Raw genomic sequence first — 19026 nt, 5'->3', positions numbered from 1 at the left:
TCCACACTTATCTTGCATCTTGGTTTGCTTCCTTAGGTGCTGGAAGCAGTGATATTTCTTGTTTCTTATGCTGCTGTTCTTTTCGCTTTTTATCCTTACGAACATCTCGCAGGAACAAGCTGAGAATGACACCAGCCGCACAGAATAATGTCACCCACATATAAGCATCATTGATACCCATCACGTTTGAATCGATCTGTGCTTTCGTAAAGAGCTGGGTGGATACATATTTTTGAGCAGCTTCTGCTGTCATACCCATATGATGCATCACATTCGATACAGCCGCCTGGAATGAATTCATAAAGAACGGGTCCGCTGTATTTGTTTGATCCGCCATATTGGAATAATGGAATGTCGTCCGATTCGTATAAATCGTTGTGATCAAACTCGTACCGATGGAACCGCTAATTTGTCTTAATGTATTAGACATCGCTGTACCATGGCTGTTTAAGTGCTGCGGTAATTGGTTCATCCCTGCTGTCATAACTGGCATCATCAAGAGTGACATACCAAATGCACGTACTGCATACATGAGCACTATGTGACTATAGGAAGTATCAATGGTCAGCTTTGTAAACTCATATGTCGTGACAACGGTAATGAGCATCCCCACAATGGCAAGCGGACGAGGTCCAAATTTATCAAACAAGATTCCTGAAATCGGGGACATAATGAGCATCGCAAGTGCCCCTGGAAGCATTAATAGCCCAGATTGCAATGCCGTAAACCCAACGAGGTTTTGCAGATAAATCGGAAGTAAGAACATCCCCGTATATAAGGCAACCGTAATAATGACGTTAATGACACTTGATAATGAGAAAATGCTGTATTTAAATACGCGGAAATCAAGCATCGGATTATCAACTTTCAACTGTTGGAAAATAAAGAGAATGATCGCAATCGCACCAATAATAATCGTAGATAAGACGATCGGATCTGTCCAACCATCACTTCCTGCTTCACTCACTCCGTATAGAAGGGAAGCAAAACCGACGATTGAAAGAATTGCACCAAGACTGTCCAGCTTGATTTTTTTAGGCTCTACAATATTTTTAAACATAAAGAAAGCCGCGATAATGACAATCGCACCGATTGGCACAAGTCCATAAAACATAATACGCCAAGAATAATGTTCAATAATGTAACCAGATAATGTTGGTCCTACTGCAGGAGCAAACATCATCGCAAGACCGAAAATCCCCATTCCTTTCCCTCTGTTTTCCGGAGGGAAAATAAAAAGGATTGTTGTCATGACGAGCGGCTGTAAAATACCGCCGCCGACAGCCTGAATCAAACGGCCGATGAGCATCGTTGAAAAGTTTGGCGCAATGCCGCAAATAAATGTACCTAGTGTAAACGAGATCATAGCCACTAGGAATAAGCTGCGCTGTCCAAAACGTGTGATTAAAAACGCAGACAACGGAATCAGCACACCGTTGACAAGCATGTAGCCTGTTGTCAGCCACTGAATCGTCGTTGCACTCACATTAAATTCTGTCATTAAATGAGGCATGGCTACGTTCAAAAGCGTTTGGTTTAAAATCGCTACGAACAAACCGGCCATTAAAATGATCAGTAAAGACAAGGAGCCTGTTCCCTGTTTTGTCGCTGCAGGTTGATTTGCCATCTCAGACAACCTCCTTTCATTTTTTGATATCAATCATCATTAAGATGAAATTTTGACAGAAGCATTCATACCTGGAAGTACTTTGTCTGATGGGTTTTTAATTGAAATTTTCACTGCTACTTTTTGCGTTACTTTTGTATAGTTGCCACTTGAATTAGTTGCTGGCAGCATATTGAATGTTGAGTTTGTCGCATAACCAATTTGTTCAACAGTTCCTTCAAATGTTGTATCAGGATCTCCATCTACAACGATGTCGACTTTGTCGCCTTTTTCAATGTTTTTAATATCTGTTTCTTTAATATTTGCTGTAATGTAAAGCTTGCTTAAATCAATTGTTTCACCAAGAACTGTACCAGGCTGCACTTGTTGATTGTTTTGTACTTCTTTTTTGACTAATGTGCCATCAGCCACTGCTTTAATGTTTGTTTTTGTTTGTCCTTCAACTTTTGCAACTGTGCTGTCTTTTTCTACTTCGTCACCTTCGTTGATATCCCAGCCTTTGATTTGTCCAGCTGCTGGTGCTGTAATTTGGTACATGTCACCTGTCACTTTTGCCTCGTCTGTTTTAACAAAGTTTGTGCTTTCGTAGTAGTAATAAGCACCTCCGGCAATAATGGCAAGAATCACAATAAGGCCAATAATGTTCGTTAGCAATAAACGCCCTCTGTTCATGTTTTGTTTCTCCTTTCATGTATAAAAATATAGTGTCATCTGCTTTAGCAAACTTAGAATGCCCATCATCTGACAGAATATGAAACAAGCTCAACAATCTGTCCTTTTCCCTTCATCTACTCCCGCCCCTATCATGGTGTGCAGCCCATTTATACTTATTGTTCACTTATGAGCAAAGAGCAGAAAAAGAAGAAAAGACGATCGGCATCTTTTTTGAAAAACTTATATTTAACAAGATTAAATATTAATAAATGAAAATTGAAATGTCAAAGAGAAAGTTTTACTTTTTTTTTTGGCGATCCTTTCCTTCTCCACACAAAAAACCTTTCAGCCCTTATGCTGAAAGGTTTTTTCAAATGTGCTGGTTATGAAAGAACTTCTTCCTGCTGAAAAAATTTTTTTAGTGCGAGAAAAACGTCTGATTTTTGCTTCAAAATATAATGCTTAAATTTCTCATCCTGAATGTGCTTATATGCTGACATTAACGTAGAATGCCGGTTGTATTGATTGACTTCACCATAGCAGAATAAATTGGCTTTTTTCATGATTTCAGAAACAAGTTTCACACACCGGGCGTTGTCTGAGGTCAAATTGTCACCATCAGAAAAATGAAAAGGATAAATATTATATCGCGACGGCGGGTATCGTTCGTCTATGAGCTCTAGTGCCTTTCGATAGACAGACGAGCAAATGGTCCCCCCGCTCTCACCCCGTGAGAAGAAATGTTCTTCGTCTACCACCTTCGCCTCTGTATGGTGGGCAATAAATTCAATATCGACTGTCTCATACTTTGTCCGTAAGAATCGTGTCATCCAAAAGAAAAAACTTCTCGCCATATATTTTTCCCAAAGTCCCATACTTCCGCTCGTATCCATCATCGCCAAAACGACGGCTTTCGACTCTGGTTTGGTCACTTCATTCCACGTTTTATACTTGATATCCTCTGGGTAGATTGGATAAAAGGAAGGACTGCCTGTCATCGCATTTCGTTTAAATGCCGACAGCATTGTTCGTTTTTTGTGGATATTTCCTGTTAACCCGGTTTTGCGAATATCGTTAAACTCAATTTGTTCAACAATGATGTCGTCAAGCTCCTTTTGCTTGAGGTTTGGCAGTTCTAGTTCACGAAACAGTGCTTCCTCGAGATCCATTAATGAGACTTCTGCTTCGTAATAATCCTCACCAGCTTGATCTCCAGCGCCCTGCCCCTTTCCTTGGCCCTGCTTACTGTCTGAGCCGTCGCGTGCAACAACATCGCCAATCTCACTGTCTCCATCGCCTTGACCCACATGCTTATTTTTGTCGTAGTTATACCGAATTTTATATTCATCTAATGAGCGAATCGGAATTTTGACAACATCTTTTCCATTCGACATGATGATGCTTTCTTCTGTGACAAGATCCGGCAAATTGTTTTTAATCGCCTCTTTGACTTTTTTCTGATGACGCTGCTGGTCGTCATAGCCTTTTCGATGGAGGGACCAGTCTTCCTGAGACACAATAAACTGACTTTTTTCTTGCCGGGACATCCATCCCCCTCCTCACCTATTTGCACAATTCTTCTAACCATCGATTCCTTTATCGTATGCTGCTCGTCATCCAAGTTGACGTTCATTTTTAAAAAAGACATTACCGGTGCTGATGCGCCAATAATGCCTCCTTCATTTATTAACGATTCAGAAGACTGCCTACATATTTTAAAAGTTCATTTGCACTTGTTGAATTATAGCCATGCTCATCAATCAATCTAGCCACTACTTCATTGACCTTCTTCAGCTGCTGTTCATCCGGTGTCTTCGTCGATGTCGTGATTTTCACCACATCTTTTAGATCAGCAAACAGCTTCTTCTGAATGGCCTCCCGCAATCTCTCATGCGAATTATAATCAAAGCGTTTTCCCTTTCTCGCATAGGCCGAAATACGAATCAGAATTTCTTCTCTAAATGCTTTTTTGGCGTTTTCAGAAATACCGATCTGCTCTTCAATTGAACGCATGAGCTTTTCATCAGGATTCATTTCTTCACCCGTTAACGGATCACGCAGCTTGTTTTTATTGCAGTATGCCTCGACATTATCTAAGTAATTATCCATCAGCGTTTTCGCAGACTCCTCATAGGAATACACAAAGGCCTTTTGCACTTCCTTCTTCGCAATATCATCATACTCTTTTCGCGCGACTGAAATGAAATTCAAATAACGCTCCCGGTCCTCGCTGGAGATAGACGGATGCTGATCAAGCCCTTCTTTTAAGGAGCGAAGAACATCCAGTGCATTGATCGATTCCATATTCTTTCGAATAATGGTAGATGAAATTCGGTTAATCACATACCGCGGATCAATTCCGCTCATCCCTTCGTCATGAAATTCCTTTTTCATCTCATCAATGTCGACTGATTGGAAGCCTTCGACACTTTCTCCGTCATACAGACGCATTTTTTTCACCAAATCAATATCAGAACGCTTCGGCTCTTTCAATCTCGTCAAAATGGAGAACATTGCTGCTACCTTCAGCGTATGCGGGGCAATATGCACATCTGAGACATCACTTTCTGAAATCATTTTATGATAAATGCGTTCTTCTTCTGTAACCTTTAAGTTATAAGGAATTGGCATCACAATAATTCTTGAATGCAAAGCCTCGTTCTTTTTATTTGAAATAAACGACCGGTACTCGGTTTCATTTGTATGGGCGACGATCAATTCATCTGCACTAATTAAGGCGAATCTTCCTGCCTTAAAGTTCCCTTCCTGCGTTAATGACAGGAGGTGCCAGAGAAATTTCTCATCACACTTTAACATCTCCTGAAACTCCATCATCCCTCGGTTTGCTTTATTGAGTTCTCCATCAAAGCGGTAGGCGCGGGGGTCTGACTCTGATCCAAATTCAGCAATGGTTGAAAAATCGATGCTGCCTGTTAAATCGGCAATGTCCTGAGATTTCGGATCAGACGGACTAAAGGTACCAATGCCGGTCCGTTTATCTTCAGAGAAGAAGATCCGCTCGACCCTTACATCCTCAATTCTGCCGCCATATTCCTCTTCCAGTCTCATCATGTTCAGAGGCGACAAATTCCCCTGCACACGAATCCCATATTCTCTATAGAAATCCTCCCGCAGATTTTGCGGAATGAGATGAAGCGGATCTTCATGCATAGGGCAGCCTTTGATCGCATAAACTGCGCCATGATCTGTTAATGAATATTCTTCAAGTCCTCTTTTCAATCTAGTGACAAGCGTCGATTTCCCCCCGCTTACTGGTCCCATCAGTAATAAAATACGCTTCCTGACGTCTAGCCGCTTTGCAGCAGGGTGAAAATATTCCTCTACTAATCTTTCGAGTGATTCCTCTAAGCCAAACAGCTCCTGATCAAAAAATTTGTAGGTTCTGACCCCATTCTCCTCTTCAATCCCGCTGTCTTTAATCATATGATAAACGCGAGAATGAGCAGATTGAGCGACAAGTGGATTTTCCTTAATAATGTCTAAATAATCGCTGAATGTGCCTTCCCATTTGAGACGCTGCTCTTCTTCTCTGTGCTGTTCGATTTTCTTTAAAATATCCATATGAACCTCCTCTTTCAAGATTGAAGCTAGAAATCAGATACTGTTTTACAATCTATGCGGAGGCGTCCTATTACATGCTTTCGTTCTTCAAAATGACGAATTGGCAAACTGAATTGACAACCATCCGCAAGACCCTTCATAATAAAGGAAAAATAGGAGAAAAATGATTTTCTTCTCCTGCTTTTCAAGGTGAACTTCACATCATATGAAACAGGCAGCGAACGGAACAAAGGGATAAGGGGGAGCTTATATGAGAACGGTCATTATGATGGGCGTCATCATTACGTTTTTAGTATCCATTTTCACTGCTGGCTACGAAGGCAAGCCTGGTAAATGAAAAAAAGGATGTTCCATTTGCGGAACATCCTTTTCATTTTCAACATGTCAAAAAAAGTGATTTCACATAAAAAAGCCGAGTTCAGTATCTCGGCTTTTATCATGATCTTATGTGAGATCGCGATATTGCTGCTGGCGAAGTGCCTCATATACAAGAATGGCTGCCGTATTCGACAGATTCAGAGAACGAACATGCTCTGTCATCGGTAAACGAAGACAACGGTCCATATTTTGTTCAATCAAATCTTTCGGCAATCCACTTGTCTCTCTTCCAAACACAAAGAAATAGTCTTCATCCAGCTGAGAGTAATCAAATGTTGTGTGCGGCTTTTGGCCAAATTTAGTGATATAGAAAAATTGCCCCTTCGGATGTGCCTCAAACAATTCATCAAGTGAATCATGATAGACCACATTGGCATATTTCCAATAATCGAGTCCTGCACGCTTCAGCATTTTGTCATCTGTCGAAAAACCAAGCGGACGAATCAGATGAAGGGTTGTATTTGTTGCTGCACATGTACGCGCAATATTTCCAGTATTAGCTGGAATCTCTGGTTGATATAAAACGACATGAAGTCCCAAAAAAGTTCACCTCTAATTTTCTTTTCCGCTCAACATTATACCACTAACTATCCTTCGCGGCATCGTCCAAAATGTGAAAAAACATATATCGAATAGCAGGTGTATAGGCAGTCGAATCCTCATATGACCAATAGCGCATGCGGGAGTCATACGTCTGTGCATTCACAAGAGGCATTCCGCCTTTGTCATGATCAACGACAATGGTTGTATGATTATACCTTCCATCACCTTCAAAATCGTAGCAAATGACATCACCAATTTGAAGCTCGTGCGCTTCTTTGAGTTTCTTTGCTCTCAAACCCGCTTTTGAATTCGCTAAATAATTTTTCATCGAATGAGCCACCGTCCAGCTATAGCTCCACGTATGCGGACGCACCCACCAGCCAGACCCGCGGTTCGGATACCCTCTCGTTGGCGCATTCCCTGCTTTCAAACATTGTGAAATAAAATTTGTACAGTTATCTTCAAAGTTTTTATAGGCTGGATTCCGTTTATTCCAATATGTCTCCGCATACTTCACGGCAGCCCGCCGGTCATAATGAAAGGCTCTCCCAAATTGATCTTCGGTCTGAAAGCGCTCATCCATATGCTCTTCGCTTTGCCGCTCTTCTAACATCATCCGATCTTTAACAAGCATGTTGTTATAAAGAAATGCTTCTCTTTTTTCCACCTGTTCCTCTAAATAAAAAGAATCGTCTACATCCTTGCATACATATGTGAGATGAGCAAGGTACTGCACATGCTGAGCCCCATCATCTTGAATGGCTGAATCGAGAAGTTTTGTTTTTGCTTTTGCCTTCACAATCTCAACCTGTCTTCTAGCAAAAAGCTCTTTTTTCCGCTCTACTGCTTCCACATCAGACATAAGCTGCGGCTGTTTGATTGCACGGTCATTGATTAAATACGCCAGCCTGTCTTCTAAAGTTTTCTCTAATAATTGTTTCACACAGACACCACCAAACATTTTTTAAAATCTTTGTTTGGTTCATTCTATGTTCACAGGGATGTTATTTAGTATTTAAAGGTGTCTGCAGGAGCTCAATCCCTTTCACAATCTCCTCTTTCGCTTCTTCATCACTTTCCCGCTCAAGGGCCTTTTCCAGCTCTGGGAGCTGCTGATCATCGCCAATTTTGCCAATTGCCCAAGCAGCCGTTCCCCGAATGACCGGTCTTGGATCCTTGTGCATCAACTCAACTAACACTGGTAAGGCAGATGTATCTTTAAAATGAGCGAGTGCCAAAATTGCATTCCGCTGAATGGGCTTTTTCCCCCGCCATGAACCTGAAACATGACCGTATTTTTCCTTAAACTCACGATTGCTGATCGTCAGAAGCGGCTTTAACAGCGGCTTTGCAATTTCAGGGTCCGGCTCCATTTCAGGATGCAGATGAAAGTCTTTTCCTTTATTGATCGGGCAGACAGTTTGACATGTATCACACCCGTACAATCGATTCCCTATTTTCGAACGAAATTCGTCAGGTAAAAAGCCTTTTGTCTGCGTTAAAAATGAAATACACCGCTGAGAATTCAGCTGCCCTGGATTCACCAGCGCACCCGTTGGACACGAATCCACACATTTATTACAAGTTCCGCACTGATCTTCAATTTTCTCATCCGGTTCAAATGGGACATTTGTGATCATTTCAGCCAAATAAACATAAGATCCAAACTCTGGCGTGATAATCATACAGTTTTTTGCACTAAAACCAATGCCAGCACGTTCCGCTACAGCACGATCAGACAATTCTCCTGTATCCACCATTGATTTTGTCCGTATATCAACATGTTTGCTTCGCAAAAATTCTTCGAGCATATCAAGCTTTTTTTTCAGCACAACATGATAATCCGTTCCCCATGAAGCCCGGCAAAAAATCCCCCGTCTCGCATCCTTTGTACTTCGAGGAGCATCTTTCATTTTGGAAGGATACGCGAGCGCTATTGCAACAATTGATTTGGCCTTCGGAAGCAGCAAAGAAGGGTTTGTCCTTTTTTCAATATCAGGCTCTTCAAAGCCTGACAAATACCCTAACGATTCATGTAAGATGAGGCGGTCCTTTAATGAATCAAATGTGTCGGCACTTGCAAATCGAATTTTATCGACACCAATTTCTTTCGCATATTGAATCAATTCTTCTTTTAATTCTCCAACATGAATCACCTTGCAAACCTCCTTTCTTTGTTTCTTCTGTTGTTTTCAGTATAATACGAGTGTATCATGACCGATTGGAGTGAGTCACTGTGAAGATACATATGGAAATTTCTCATCCTCAAAACCCGTCTATCCATGTTGGACAGATTAAATATTCGCATATCGAAGTGGGTACATCACCTCAAATGTTAAAAGGCCGCTTACGCCTGTTTCAAGAATCTTTATTTTTTGAATATGAAGATAAAGTTTTAGAAGAAGTACCAGCCATCAAAGAATGGACGGATATTTTAAAAGACGTTCCTTTCCTTCCACTTCTTTCTGACATCCAAAAGGAACAATTTATTGACTCGACCAATTCCGTACAGGATTTGTCGATATTTTTCTCACTAAAATATTTCTTACCTATCCTGACTTTAGATGCCGATCGCATCAAAGGACCGCTTTCACTGGCAAAACATGAGGCTGGTCACATCGAATGGCAGGACAGCGCAGGACTGAATGGATTATTTTCTCAAGCAAGTAAAGCACAAATTTCTCAAGACACAAAGAACATTCTTCAAATCATCCTTTTCCCGCCATCTATTTCCCGGGAAAAGAGTGAAGCTCTTATTCAATCCTTGACGAAGATGTTTGTACAAATACATGGCGGAGAAAGCAAATATGAACTCATTGAAAAAGCACTGTAGCTTGACAGTGCTTTTTCACATTATACTGACATAATAAAAAACGCAACACTTCGTTTATCTAAGAAACGAAATACTGCGTTATAAACAAAATTATGTATTGGAGCGGGTGATGAGAATCGAACTCACGACATCAGCTTGGAAGGCTGAGGTTTTACCACTAAACTACACCCGCATCAATCTTTTAAAAGCAACGTCATCGCGTTGACTTTTATTATGTTACAACTTTCTTAACAATTCGTCAAGAGAATATGAAGATTTTTCGTCAAAAAACTTCATATTCTCCGTATATATTACGATAGTTATTTATCTAGCTGGATATAAAATAAGTATGCATGTGACTTATTTTTCAGCGCTTGCTTTGGATTCTTCTGAATTTCCTCAAGCATTGGTGAATTTCCATCCTTCCCCATTGCCGCTGTATACGCAATCAGTGCCTTTCCTCCAGAAGCAACTTTGACAGTTTCAGATTGTGCAGAAAATACATAGTCACTTACTTTGAACGGAAAGCTTGATGTCGCTTTCGTCATTCCATCATTCTTTTTATTTGACCAAATACTAAATTGTGATTCATATGTATCTTTCTCATGATGTAATTGAAGAAGTACGTTCACCGTTTGGTCAGTTCCATCCTGGTGTAAAGTAAAGGTAGCAGATGATGCTTCCTTATTCACTAATCGTCCATTTTTGTAATGACTCCTGATAAACGTAATACTCTTATTATTCTTCGTTAATCCTTTCAGTGTCAGAGCCACCTTTTCATTAGTCGTTGCTGCTTCTAGTAAGTTTTTTTCTTTTTTTGAGAGTTTCATTTGTTCGATGGTTACTTGGTTTTTAGTGGCAGGCTCTGTTTTTATTGTCGAAACCGTCTTTTCGGTTGTCGTGGTTTCTTCGGCTTTCTCGCCGCATCCTGCTAATAGAAAAACTGTGAATAAAAGAATGCTCCATTTTTTAACCATTGTGATCCCCTTTGATGTTTTTTATTTCTTATTATACTAAAATTTGGTCGTAACACAAAAAAAGGTTAGGAGAATCCTCCTAACCTTTTGCTTTTTTCTGTTTCATGGCTGATAGGAATGCCACAATGAGAAAACTCACAGCAAAAATCACCATCATATAAATAAAAAAGTTTGGCTTGATCTGAAAAGTAAATGCGGAAGAGCCTTCCATCTCAAAAGCGAGACTGTTAAATAATAAAGCATCATTCGTTTTTGATTGAAATAAATGATAGAACAGTACACCGATTGTCAGCATCGGAAAGCCTAAGAATCCTAGAAAACTACCAACTATCGCGCCTTGTTTTATCGCCTGTACGTTCATGATCGTTGCCCTCCCATTCCCCCAAGCAATAGCTGCTTCATAATGGACTTACCATCCCCCATAAACGGAAGAAGATAGAGTAATTGAATAAAATACGTGATTGAAAAGATGAAAAAAGCTGTCGAAACCGGGTTTTCTTTTAGAAATAAAATGGTGACAATAATGCCTGCTGCGCCAATCACACCGGGAACAAGCGGTCCAAGCAGCGTAATCCATACCTGCTTTTTCTGAAATGGATCTAATACGGGCCTTACAAACTTCACTGACATCATGTCACTCGCAAAAAAGCCTTGAGGACCATCCCGTCCTGCAAATTTTCGATGCGCATAGCCATGTGCCGCCTCATGTAAGGCGGTTCCGGTAATTAACCCGAAGTAAATAATCGTAAAATAAATCGCAATGGCTGCAATCGACGGATCAGGAATGAATAAAAAAGCGATCCCTGCCATGACCATGAAAAGCATCCAGAAAAAGATGATTTTACGTGTCACCATGAGCAAAGCCGTCCCAAAAATGTGAAGGAACGAGTGACCAGTACAATCAAATCGTTCCTTCATTTTGACTTGATACTGCTTGAAAAATTGGCAGCACGCTGTCACAATCCGATATGGTGAATGATAATGAATAGACAGCAAGTGATGCTGATTCAATCCCGTCATCAGCTGATAAAAATCACGAGCAATCACCGACTCATCGACCTGAAACAAATCGGCGAGCTCTGCGGTAATACTCGCTTCTGTTCTTTTACCGTCCACTTTCGTTAACATATGATAGGCACTTTCATTGATCGGGAGGGTGCTTCCATACTGCGTATCCGTGAGATGCCTCTTTTGTAAGGTCACATACGGCGCTAGTGCCGGTACCCGCTCAATCTTTAGCTTATTGTTAAGAAGTTGAATCATGTGAATACCTCCATGAAAAACCTTTGTATATGGCAAAGATGAGCAGACCCTCAAATGCAGCCACAAGCAGCCATTGAAGCGTTTGACTCGACGCCCCTATGACATAGTTTCCAATAAAAACAATCGGAATCATGAGTAAAATAAGCGCTCCAAATGAAAAAATGCCTGTATAGGGATTGTTTCGATCAAGAGGAAGTAAAATACCTACCACATAAAAGAGCGCAGTCGCATTGCATAACACAGCGGCACCAATCAATGCGTGCCAAATCTGATCAGGAAGCGTCAGCGTTGTCAGCATGAATAAAACAATTTGCAGTACACCTACGAGCAGAAGGCCGATAAACTTATACAAAGCCACTTCCCACGATCTCAGACCAAATGTTTTATACATGCCCAGCATTCGTTTATCATTGCCAAACGAATTGAAGGCTGTTAATCCAGCAAGAGCGCAAAGAACAAAAAATGCTTCCTCTTCAAAGCGGAATCCAAACTGATAACGAACGAATAAGATCACAATAAGGAGAATAAGAAAATTTAAAATATTTTCTTCATTTCGCACCTGTGATTTCATTTCCTTCACAATAAGCGACCACTTCTTTGAAGAAGAGAACGGCAATTTGTGTAAAAAGGTTAACGCTTTTTTCTCTGCCATAATCGGCATCATCGCCAGAGAAAGAAATGCGCCGCCTGCCGATAAGAGGATGATCAGAATCAAGATGGCATAATTTACCCCTTCAGGAGGCATTCCTTGTGTGGCTAAGAAAAACGGTGCTGTCAAATACATCAAATGATAATCAAACTGAATATATGATTGCTGAATTTGGCTAATATCAAAGTGCGTCAATCCATACGTGACAACGAGTGCCAATAAAACAAATATCGCTGCAAATTTTTGCAACGGTAATCTTAATTTCAAAACGAGCAAATAAGTGATATTGTAAATAAACTGCAGCAGCATTAAGACAAAAAGCGACTGCAAAAGCACCATCAAAAAGAAAGTAAAGATAAAGAAAATACCTATTCCCTGGGCAATAAAATTAGGTAAAAGCAGGATGCCGATAAAAAATAAAACAAGCCCTGCCACCACTGTCACCATCGGAATGAAGTATCCAAAACTTTTCTGAAAGGTAGAGAGCGGGAACCAGCTGAGCTGCATAGAAAATCGGTCTTGTTCAGGTGTTCTGACCTTGATCAAAACGAATAACAAGCTTGTAAAAATAGAGGCATTGATCGCCATTGACACGACAAGTAATCCAAGTGAACGTTCATCTCCATTTAAGAAAGCCTTCATAAAGACACCTGTAAAGCTGTATCCGATAATGGCTCCCATTGTGACGGCAAACAAAAAGAATAAGACCACAATGATTCGCTTCGTTTGAGTATCAAAGAGCTTATACATCTCCTGCTGCCACATTTTAAGCATCATTTTAGAAATGATTAATGATTTCATCAAAATGTGCACCCCTATCACTTAACATTGAAGCTTTCAGAAACACCTGTTCCAGTGTGCTTGATTGATACTTCTCCTTTAAGGCTGAGACCTTCCCTTCATCCATTTTATTTCCTTTAGAAATAATGGCGATTTTGTGGCACAGCTCTTCCGCTGAAAGCATATCATGCGTTGAAAGCAAGATCGCACCATGGTGCTCGGCATACCGCTTCATCAGTTTCTTTGTGTTTATAACCGCTTCAATATCAAGTCCTCTAAAGGGCTCATCCATGATCACCAATTGACTATCAAGCATAAATGCAGCAATCAGCTGTGTCTTTTTTTTCATCCCATGTGAATAGGTTTCGATCGGTCTTGATAAAGCCGAGTCCATATCAAACAGTTCAATTAGTTGATTTCTTCTGTGAATTGTTTTACATTCATACATAGAAGAAACAAAATCTAAATATTCAGCACCAGTCAATGCTTCAGGGAGCAGCAGGTCATCTGGAACATAGGCTACTTGTTTTTTAAAGGATGGTTCATCATTTGGGACGTCCTGCAAGTGAATCCTTCCTTCTGTATGCTTAATAATGCCGAGTATACAGTTAATCATCGTTGTTTTACCCGAACCATTCGGTCCAGCAACAGCAACGATTTGATGAGGGTCGATCTTTAAATGAAAATCATTGACAGCAGTCACGTTATTTTTATACGTCTTGGTTAAATTCTCGATCGTAAACATATAACCTCCAAGTGTCTGCATATTCTTTAAAAACAGATCAGGCTAAACCGCCCGCCACAGACGGTTTAGCCCTGGTGTCTTATCTAAGAAGCAAAAAGATGAATCCTAAGTATAGCTACTTACATTCAATTTTGACTTTTAAGCCACTTTCCCACTGAACGGCTCCTGTAAAGCTACCCTTGCCGTTTGCGATACACCAAACTGCTGCTCCTAGAACAACTGTTGCTCCCAATCCAAGAAGGACAGCAACAAATACTAAGAACCAAGCTTGGTCCATAATAGCAGGTTCCATAGTGGAATAGTCAACTTGCGGCGCTGCATAAGTCATACTTTTCACCTCCCAGCTTATGATGATCGTATCATAGGCGTCACACTCCAAACATCTACAGAACATCCCATTTTTGACCGAACATACATTTGATTAAAATGTGACTTTTTATTCAATTATTCCCTTTCATCCGTTTAAACCCTCTCTTATTTACTAGATTTTGACACCCCATAAGAACCACAAAACCCATTTAATGTCATTTGCACCATCTTTTTTCTCCTTTTTTTCAAATAGTCCATATTTATCATCTATCATATTTATTCTTTCTTTTTTGTGAGATAGAAAGAATTCCCCCGATATATCAGATAAAAAAGTCCTGATTTTATGTCACAATAACGCCAATTATGAAATATTTACTGATCATTCTGATAAAAGAGTGGGCATATTTCCCTTCTTTTCTTGACTCTATAAATGTGTATATACAAGAAAAGCGATTGGGAAAAAAGCCCTTACTTTGTTCAGCAGTACACAACATAAGACTCCCGCTATTCTATGAAAAAAGCAAAGCAGCCATCGCAGACTGCTTTGCTTTTTCATATTTATGAGGAACTAGCAGCAGAGGCAGCATCTGGGAAATGATTGTTCCCAATGATTTCACCAGCTGGCACAGAGAGTCCTGTAGCCCCTGATCTCTTGAATGGAAGGAGCGGGAAAACAAGCTCTGCTAAATAATAAGCTTCTTCTAGATGCGGGTATCCAGAAAAGATAAATGTATCAATGCCTAGAGACTCATATTCTAGGATACGTTCTGCTACTGTTTGCGGGTCTCCGACGAGTGCTGTTCCTGCACCGCCGCGTACTAAACCAATGCCTGCCCAAAGATTTGGGCTGATTTCAAGTTTGTCTTTCCTCCCTTGATGCAATTCCACCATTCGTCTTTGACCTACTGAATCCATCCTCTGTAACACTTTTTGCGCCTCATCAATTGTTTTTTGATCCAAATGACGAATCAGATGTTCCGCTGCCTCCCATGCCTCCTCTTCGGTATCTCTCACAATCACATGAAGACGAATGCCAAACTTCACCGTTCTTCCTTCCTTTTCAGCCTGTTTCTTCACTTGTGCAATTTTCTCTTTTACTTGTGCAGGCGGTTCGCCCCAAGTTAAATAGACATCTGTATGCTTGGCGGCTGCTTGAATTCCTGCTGCTGATGATCCGCCAAAAAAGACTGGTGGATGGGGTGTTTGAGCTGGCGGGAATAACAGACGGCCATTCTCCGCTTGTAGATGTTTGCCATGAAATTGTACATTTTCTCCATTCAATAACCGCTTCCAAATTGTCAAAAATTCTTCTGTTGCCTCATAGCGTTCATCATGAGAAATGAACAGCCCATCCCCTTCAAGCTCCTCTTTACTTCCCCCTGCTACCACATTAATCAACAGTCTCCCGCCTGAAAGACGATCCAATGTAGAAGTCATTCTAGCAGCAACAGACGGCTGCATCAGCCCTGGTCTAAGAGCCACGAGGAACTTTAAATGAGTGGTTTCCGCAGCTAAAGCAGCTGCCGTCAGCCATGGATCTTCACATGATCTCCCAGTAGGCAGCAAGACCCCTGTATAACCAAGCTGATCAGCTGCTTGAGCAATCTGTTTAAAATATGGATAGTCTGCCTGTCTTGCCCCTTTTGCTGATCCTAAATAACGGCCGTCTCCATGCGTTGGAATAAACCATAAAATATTCATAACATCGCCCCCTGTTATTATTCACCTTGATAACTAGTGCGCCACTTGAGCAGACGCTTTTCTAACAGACGTACAAATGAATCTGTCAGCTTACCAACTACTGCAAAGATGATAATTCCTACAAACACTTTATCCGTTTGAGAGAATTGCCTTGCATCCATAATCATATAGCCTACCCCGCTGCTTGAACCCATCAACTCAGCTACCACCAAACCAAGCCAAGCAATTCCTAATGACAGTCTCACGCCCAGAAGAATATGAGGAAGAGCAGCCGGTAAAATCAGCTTTGTGATGCTTTGATACACATTAAACTCTAAGGCGCGAGCCACATCAAACAGCTTATTGTCTACACTGCGAATACCTAGAAAAGTATTAATATAAATCGGAAAAAAAGCCCCAAGTGCAATCAATAAAATTTTCGCCGTTTCATCAAAGCCAAACCAGAGGATGAATAAAGGAGTGACCGCTAAATGTGGAACGGTTCTCAACATTTGCAATGTCGGATCTACATACTGCTCTGTTTTTTTAGAAAACCCTACGCATACGCCCAGCAAAAGACCTAAGCCTCCCCCTAGTAAAAATCCACATATCGCTCGATAAAGGCTGATGTATAGATGGCCAAACAGTTCACCAGAACGAATCAACTCTCGAAAGGATTCTGCAATTAAGACAGGCGAAGGAAGTACAGTGGAAGAAACGATTTGAGAACCAGCTATGATCTGCCAAACTGCAATAAGTAGGAGAGGTAATACCAGTCCCTTTAACTTATATAAAGAAGAAGCTTTTCTCCTTTTTTTCTTTGACCGCTCAATTTTAGATGCTAAAGCCGGGTTCGAAATAGCTTTCATTTATTCATCTCCTCTTTTAGCATTTTTTCAATAAACGAATTATCTACAACCTGATTGACATCAATTTTTCTCTTGATCGCTTTTGTTTGATATTGAAAATCAGCGGTATGCTGCTGAGCATTGATGATCTTCTTCGAAATGGGCTTATTGAGTGGTTCCGTATTGTTTAATACTTGTGTGACGACCTTCTTATCTAAATTTTTTACACGCGCATATAGAGTAACAGCCTCTTCTGGATGTGCTTTTTGCCACTTCACTGCATGGTCATATACCTTTAAAAATTTCACTACTAGTTCAGGATGCTGATCAGCAAACTGAGTTCGAACAAGTGTGAAACCTGGAGAATATAAATCGGTCGCTTCCCCATTCACTAGCAGCTTTGCTCCCTTCTTTATCGTTTCAAGTGATAAGAACGGCTCCCAGATCGACCAAGCATCAACGGACCCATTTTCAAATGCTGATATCGCTTCATCTGGCTGAAGCTGAATGATCTGAACATCCTTCGCAGATAAACCTGCCTGATCTAATACTTTGTATAAAAAATCAAAGCCGCTGCTCCCTTTAGCGACAGCAATTTTTTTCCCTTTTAAGTCTTCTACTTTTTGAATCTTACTGTTCTTATTCACTAAAATACCGTTCGCTTTCAGCCCATCCTGAGATAAACCAATTTCCTTAAAATCAATACCTGCTGCCTGACCTGCTATGACAGGTGAGTTTCCAACTTGCGAGAAATCTAATTGATTTGCAGCAAGTCCTTCAAATTGAGGAGGACCACTTTGAAACTCCACCCACTTTACCTTCACTCCTTCTTTTTCAAATGATTGTTCAAACCAGCCCTTTTCCTTTGCTAAAAGCAGCGGGCTCAAACTTTGCTGAATCCCAATCCTAATTTCTTTCACCTTGTTTTCTGAGCCGTCTGCTGCTTGATCACACCCTGCTAAAACAAGCAGCAGAGTCAAAAAGATAACGATCATCTGTTTCTTTTTCATGCGATTTCCCCTCCCTAAATCCCTGATCCATCAGTTAGTAACAATTCATCTGTTTTCTCAAATTCTGAAAGCACCTTTTGTCTTAAGCTTTGAAAAGCGGTTGACGTTCTATCACGCGGAAAAGGCAGGTTCACAGGAAGAATTTTATGGATTCGGCCAGGTCTCGCTTGCATTAGCACAATTTCATTTCCTAAATAAATCGATTCATCAATATCATGAGTAACGAGAATCATTGTTGTTTTTTTCTCCTGCCAAATGTCCAGCAGCACATCCTGCAAGTGCTTTCGTGTGAATGCATCCAGCGCACCAAATGGTTCATCCAGCAATAAGATCTCCGGATCACGAAGGAGTGCTCTCGCAATGGCAACCCGTTGCGACATTCCTCCGGAGAGCTCATGTGGATAAGCGTGTGCAAATCCTTTTAAACGAACAATTTCAATCAGTTCATCCACTTTGCGGCGTACATCCTGTTGTTTTAAATTGAAATTGGCCGCTATATTTTCTTCGACTGTCAGCCATGGAAACAGGCGGTGTTCCTGAAAGATAAAGCCCTGTTTCATTCCTGGTTCTGTGACCTGTCTATCTCCTATCAAAATTTGCCCATCATACACTGTGTCGAGCCCGCCTATGATTTTTAGCAACGTACTTTTCCCGCATCCGCTCGGACCTATTACTGTTATAAATTCACCAGGAATGATGCTCAATCTTAAGTTTTCAAGTACCCGAATGGACTGTTTGTTTTTCCAAAAGGTTTTATCCACAATATCAATTGAAATCGTCATTGAAGCCTTCACTCCTCTTGCGATCAGATAAATACACAGAAAGGCCCTTATCCCAAAAAAGAGATAAGAGCCTTCGCGTTGTCCGATCAGCTAATCATATTGATTTGTTAGCACCATCCTAAATCATATTAATCCCATAAATCAACTCAAATTTATAAAATGGTTATTTTGTCCTTGTATGTTTTTCATCGATCCGATCGTAAATCGCTTCTATTCGTTCCTTGCTGCTGTAAATCTCATATTTGTTCCGCTCAATCAATATGTCTAGTGTGAGATCCATGTGTTTTCTGTATTTTTTTCGTTTTTTCTTTTTTTCCATTTTCATCATCCTTTCTTTTTCAAATAAAAAAAGGCTCTTCACTCATGCTTGAGTGATAGAGCCTTCGG

Annotated in this window: 19 protein-coding genes and 1 tRNA gene; 1 reads left to right on the top strand and 19 read right to left on the bottom strand. The window is 40.7% G+C overall.

The features are described 5' to 3' along the window. Nucleotides 1-7 precede the first annotated feature (7 nt). The 7 genes from NSU11_RS04680 to queG all read right to left on the bottom strand — a co-directional run bounded on the left by NSU11_RS04680 (nt 8) and on the right by queG (nt 8937). Nucleotides 8-1627: a DHA2 family efflux MFS transporter permease subunit gene (locus NSU11_RS04680; protein ID WP_024425323.1), complete on the bottom strand. Its 1620-nt coding sequence runs from the start codon at nt 1625-1627 to the stop codon at nt 8-10. 39 nt (nt 1628-1666) lie between these two features. After that, on the bottom strand, nt 1667-2299 hold the full coding sequence (locus NSU11_RS04675) for an HlyD family efflux transporter periplasmic adaptor subunit (RefSeq protein WP_024425324.1): 633 nt from the start codon (nt 2297-2299) through the stop codon (nt 1667-1669). 365 nt (nt 2300-2664) lie between these two features. Continuing rightward, nucleotides 2665-3828: a sporulation protein YhbH gene (gene yhbH, locus NSU11_RS04670; RefSeq protein ID WP_024425325.1), complete on the bottom strand. Its 1164-nt coding sequence runs from the start codon at nt 3826-3828 to the stop codon at nt 2665-2667. A gap of 139 nt (nt 3829-3967) precedes the next feature. After that, nucleotides 3968-5863, bottom strand: coding sequence for a PrkA family serine protein kinase (locus NSU11_RS04665; protein WP_024425326.1), 1896 nt, complete (start codon nt 5861-5863; stop codon nt 3968-3970). A 444-nt stretch (nt 5864-6307) separates the two neighbouring features. Continuing rightward, nucleotides 6308-6781 carry a tRNA (uridine(34)/cytosine(34)/5-carboxymethylaminomethyluridine(34)-2'-O)-methyltransferase TrmL gene (gene trmL, locus NSU11_RS04660; RefSeq protein ID WP_024425327.1) on the bottom strand — a complete coding sequence of 158 codons (474 nt, stop codon included), beginning with the start codon at nt 6779-6781 and terminating at the stop codon, nt 6308-6310. A 43-nt stretch (nt 6782-6824) separates the two neighbouring features. Next, a complete protein-coding gene (locus tag NSU11_RS04655) occupies nt 6825-7727 on the bottom strand; it encodes an amidase domain-containing protein (RefSeq protein WP_024425328.1) in 903 nt (300 codons plus the stop codon). 61 nt (nt 7728-7788) lie between these two features. Further along, nucleotides 7789-8937: a tRNA epoxyqueuosine(34) reductase QueG gene (gene queG / locus NSU11_RS04650; protein ID WP_024425329.1), complete on the bottom strand. Its 1149-nt coding sequence runs from the start codon at nt 8935-8937 to the stop codon at nt 7789-7791. Between the two features lie 83 nt (nt 8938-9020). Between queG and NSU11_RS04645 the strand changes: the two genes are divergently transcribed. Beyond that, nucleotides 9021-9617 carry a hypothetical protein gene (locus NSU11_RS04645; RefSeq protein WP_241257974.1) on the top strand — a complete coding sequence of 199 codons (597 nt, stop codon included), beginning with the start codon at nt 9021-9023 and terminating at the stop codon, nt 9615-9617. A 98-nt stretch (nt 9618-9715) separates the two neighbouring features. On the opposite strand, the gene NSU11_RS04640 is transcribed toward NSU11_RS04645, so the two are convergent. The 12 genes from NSU11_RS04640 to NSU11_RS04585 form a co-directional block, all read right to left on the bottom strand. After that, nucleotides 9716-9789, bottom strand: a tRNA-Gly gene (locus tag NSU11_RS04640). Between the two features lie 127 nt (nt 9790-9916). Beyond that, the gene (locus tag NSU11_RS04635) at nt 9917-10573 is read right to left on the bottom strand and encodes a hypothetical protein (RefSeq protein WP_206533968.1); all 657 of its coding nucleotides are present in this window, start codon (nt 10571-10573) and stop codon (nt 9917-9919) included. A 79-nt stretch (nt 10574-10652) separates the two neighbouring features. Further along, entirely contained in the window at nt 10653-10934 is a 282-nt protein-coding gene (locus NSU11_RS04630; RefSeq protein WP_044333670.1) for a hypothetical protein, read from the bottom strand. Beyond that, nucleotides 10931-11836 (bottom strand): PqqD family protein, encoded by a 906-nt coding sequence (locus tag NSU11_RS04625; RefSeq protein ID WP_044333672.1) that lies wholly within the window; start codon nt 11834-11836, stop codon nt 10931-10933. The genes NSU11_RS04630 and NSU11_RS04625 overlap by 4 nt, the downstream gene beginning before the upstream one ends. Further along, on the bottom strand, nt 11820-13286 hold the full coding sequence (locus NSU11_RS04620; protein WP_197172743.1) for a hypothetical protein: 1467 nt from the start codon (nt 13284-13286) through the stop codon (nt 11820-11822). Before NSU11_RS04620 ends, NSU11_RS04625 begins: the two co-directional genes overlap by 17 nt. After that, nucleotides 13264-14010, bottom strand: a complete 747-nt coding sequence (locus NSU11_RS04615) for an ABC transporter ATP-binding protein (RefSeq protein WP_197172742.1) — start codon at nt 14008-14010, stop codon at nt 13264-13266. Before NSU11_RS04615 ends, NSU11_RS04620 begins: the two co-directional genes overlap by 23 nt. Before the next feature lie 115 nt (nt 14011-14125). After that, nucleotides 14126-14338, bottom strand: coding sequence for a hypothetical protein (locus NSU11_RS04610; protein ID WP_024425336.1), 213 nt, complete (start codon nt 14336-14338; stop codon nt 14126-14128). A 539-nt stretch (nt 14339-14877) separates the two neighbouring features. After that, a complete protein-coding gene (gene ssuD / locus NSU11_RS04605; protein ID WP_197172741.1) occupies nt 14878-16020 on the bottom strand; it encodes an FMNH2-dependent alkanesulfonate monooxygenase in 1143 nt (380 codons plus the stop codon). Nucleotides 16021-16037: 17 nt separating this feature from the next. Continuing rightward, a complete protein-coding gene (locus NSU11_RS04600; RefSeq protein WP_025093293.1) occupies nt 16038-16868 on the bottom strand; it encodes an ABC transporter permease in 831 nt (276 codons plus the stop codon). Further along, the gene (locus NSU11_RS04595) at nt 16865-17857 is read right to left on the bottom strand and encodes an aliphatic sulfonate ABC transporter substrate-binding protein (protein WP_197172740.1); all 993 of its coding nucleotides are present in this window, start codon (nt 17855-17857) and stop codon (nt 16865-16867) included. The genes NSU11_RS04600 and NSU11_RS04595 overlap by 4 nt, the downstream gene beginning before the upstream one ends. A gap of 14 nt (nt 17858-17871) precedes the next feature. Continuing rightward, nucleotides 17872-18639: an ABC transporter ATP-binding protein gene (locus NSU11_RS04590; RefSeq protein ID WP_034624043.1), complete on the bottom strand. Its 768-nt coding sequence runs from the start codon at nt 18637-18639 to the stop codon at nt 17872-17874. 163 nt (nt 18640-18802) lie between these two features. Further along, nucleotides 18803-18958: an FbpB family small basic protein gene (locus NSU11_RS04585; protein WP_029706872.1), complete on the bottom strand. Its 156-nt coding sequence runs from the start codon at nt 18956-18958 to the stop codon at nt 18803-18805. Nucleotides 18959-19026 lie beyond the last annotated feature (68 nt).

The organism is Bacillus sp. FSL R5-0712 (assembly GCF_038593285.1).
GTDB classification, from domain to species: domain Bacteria; phylum Bacillota; class Bacilli; order Bacillales; family Bacillaceae; genus Bacillus; species Bacillus safensis.
Note: the sequence above shows the minus strand (reverse complement) of the source record. Positions and strands in the feature narration are given on the sequence as shown.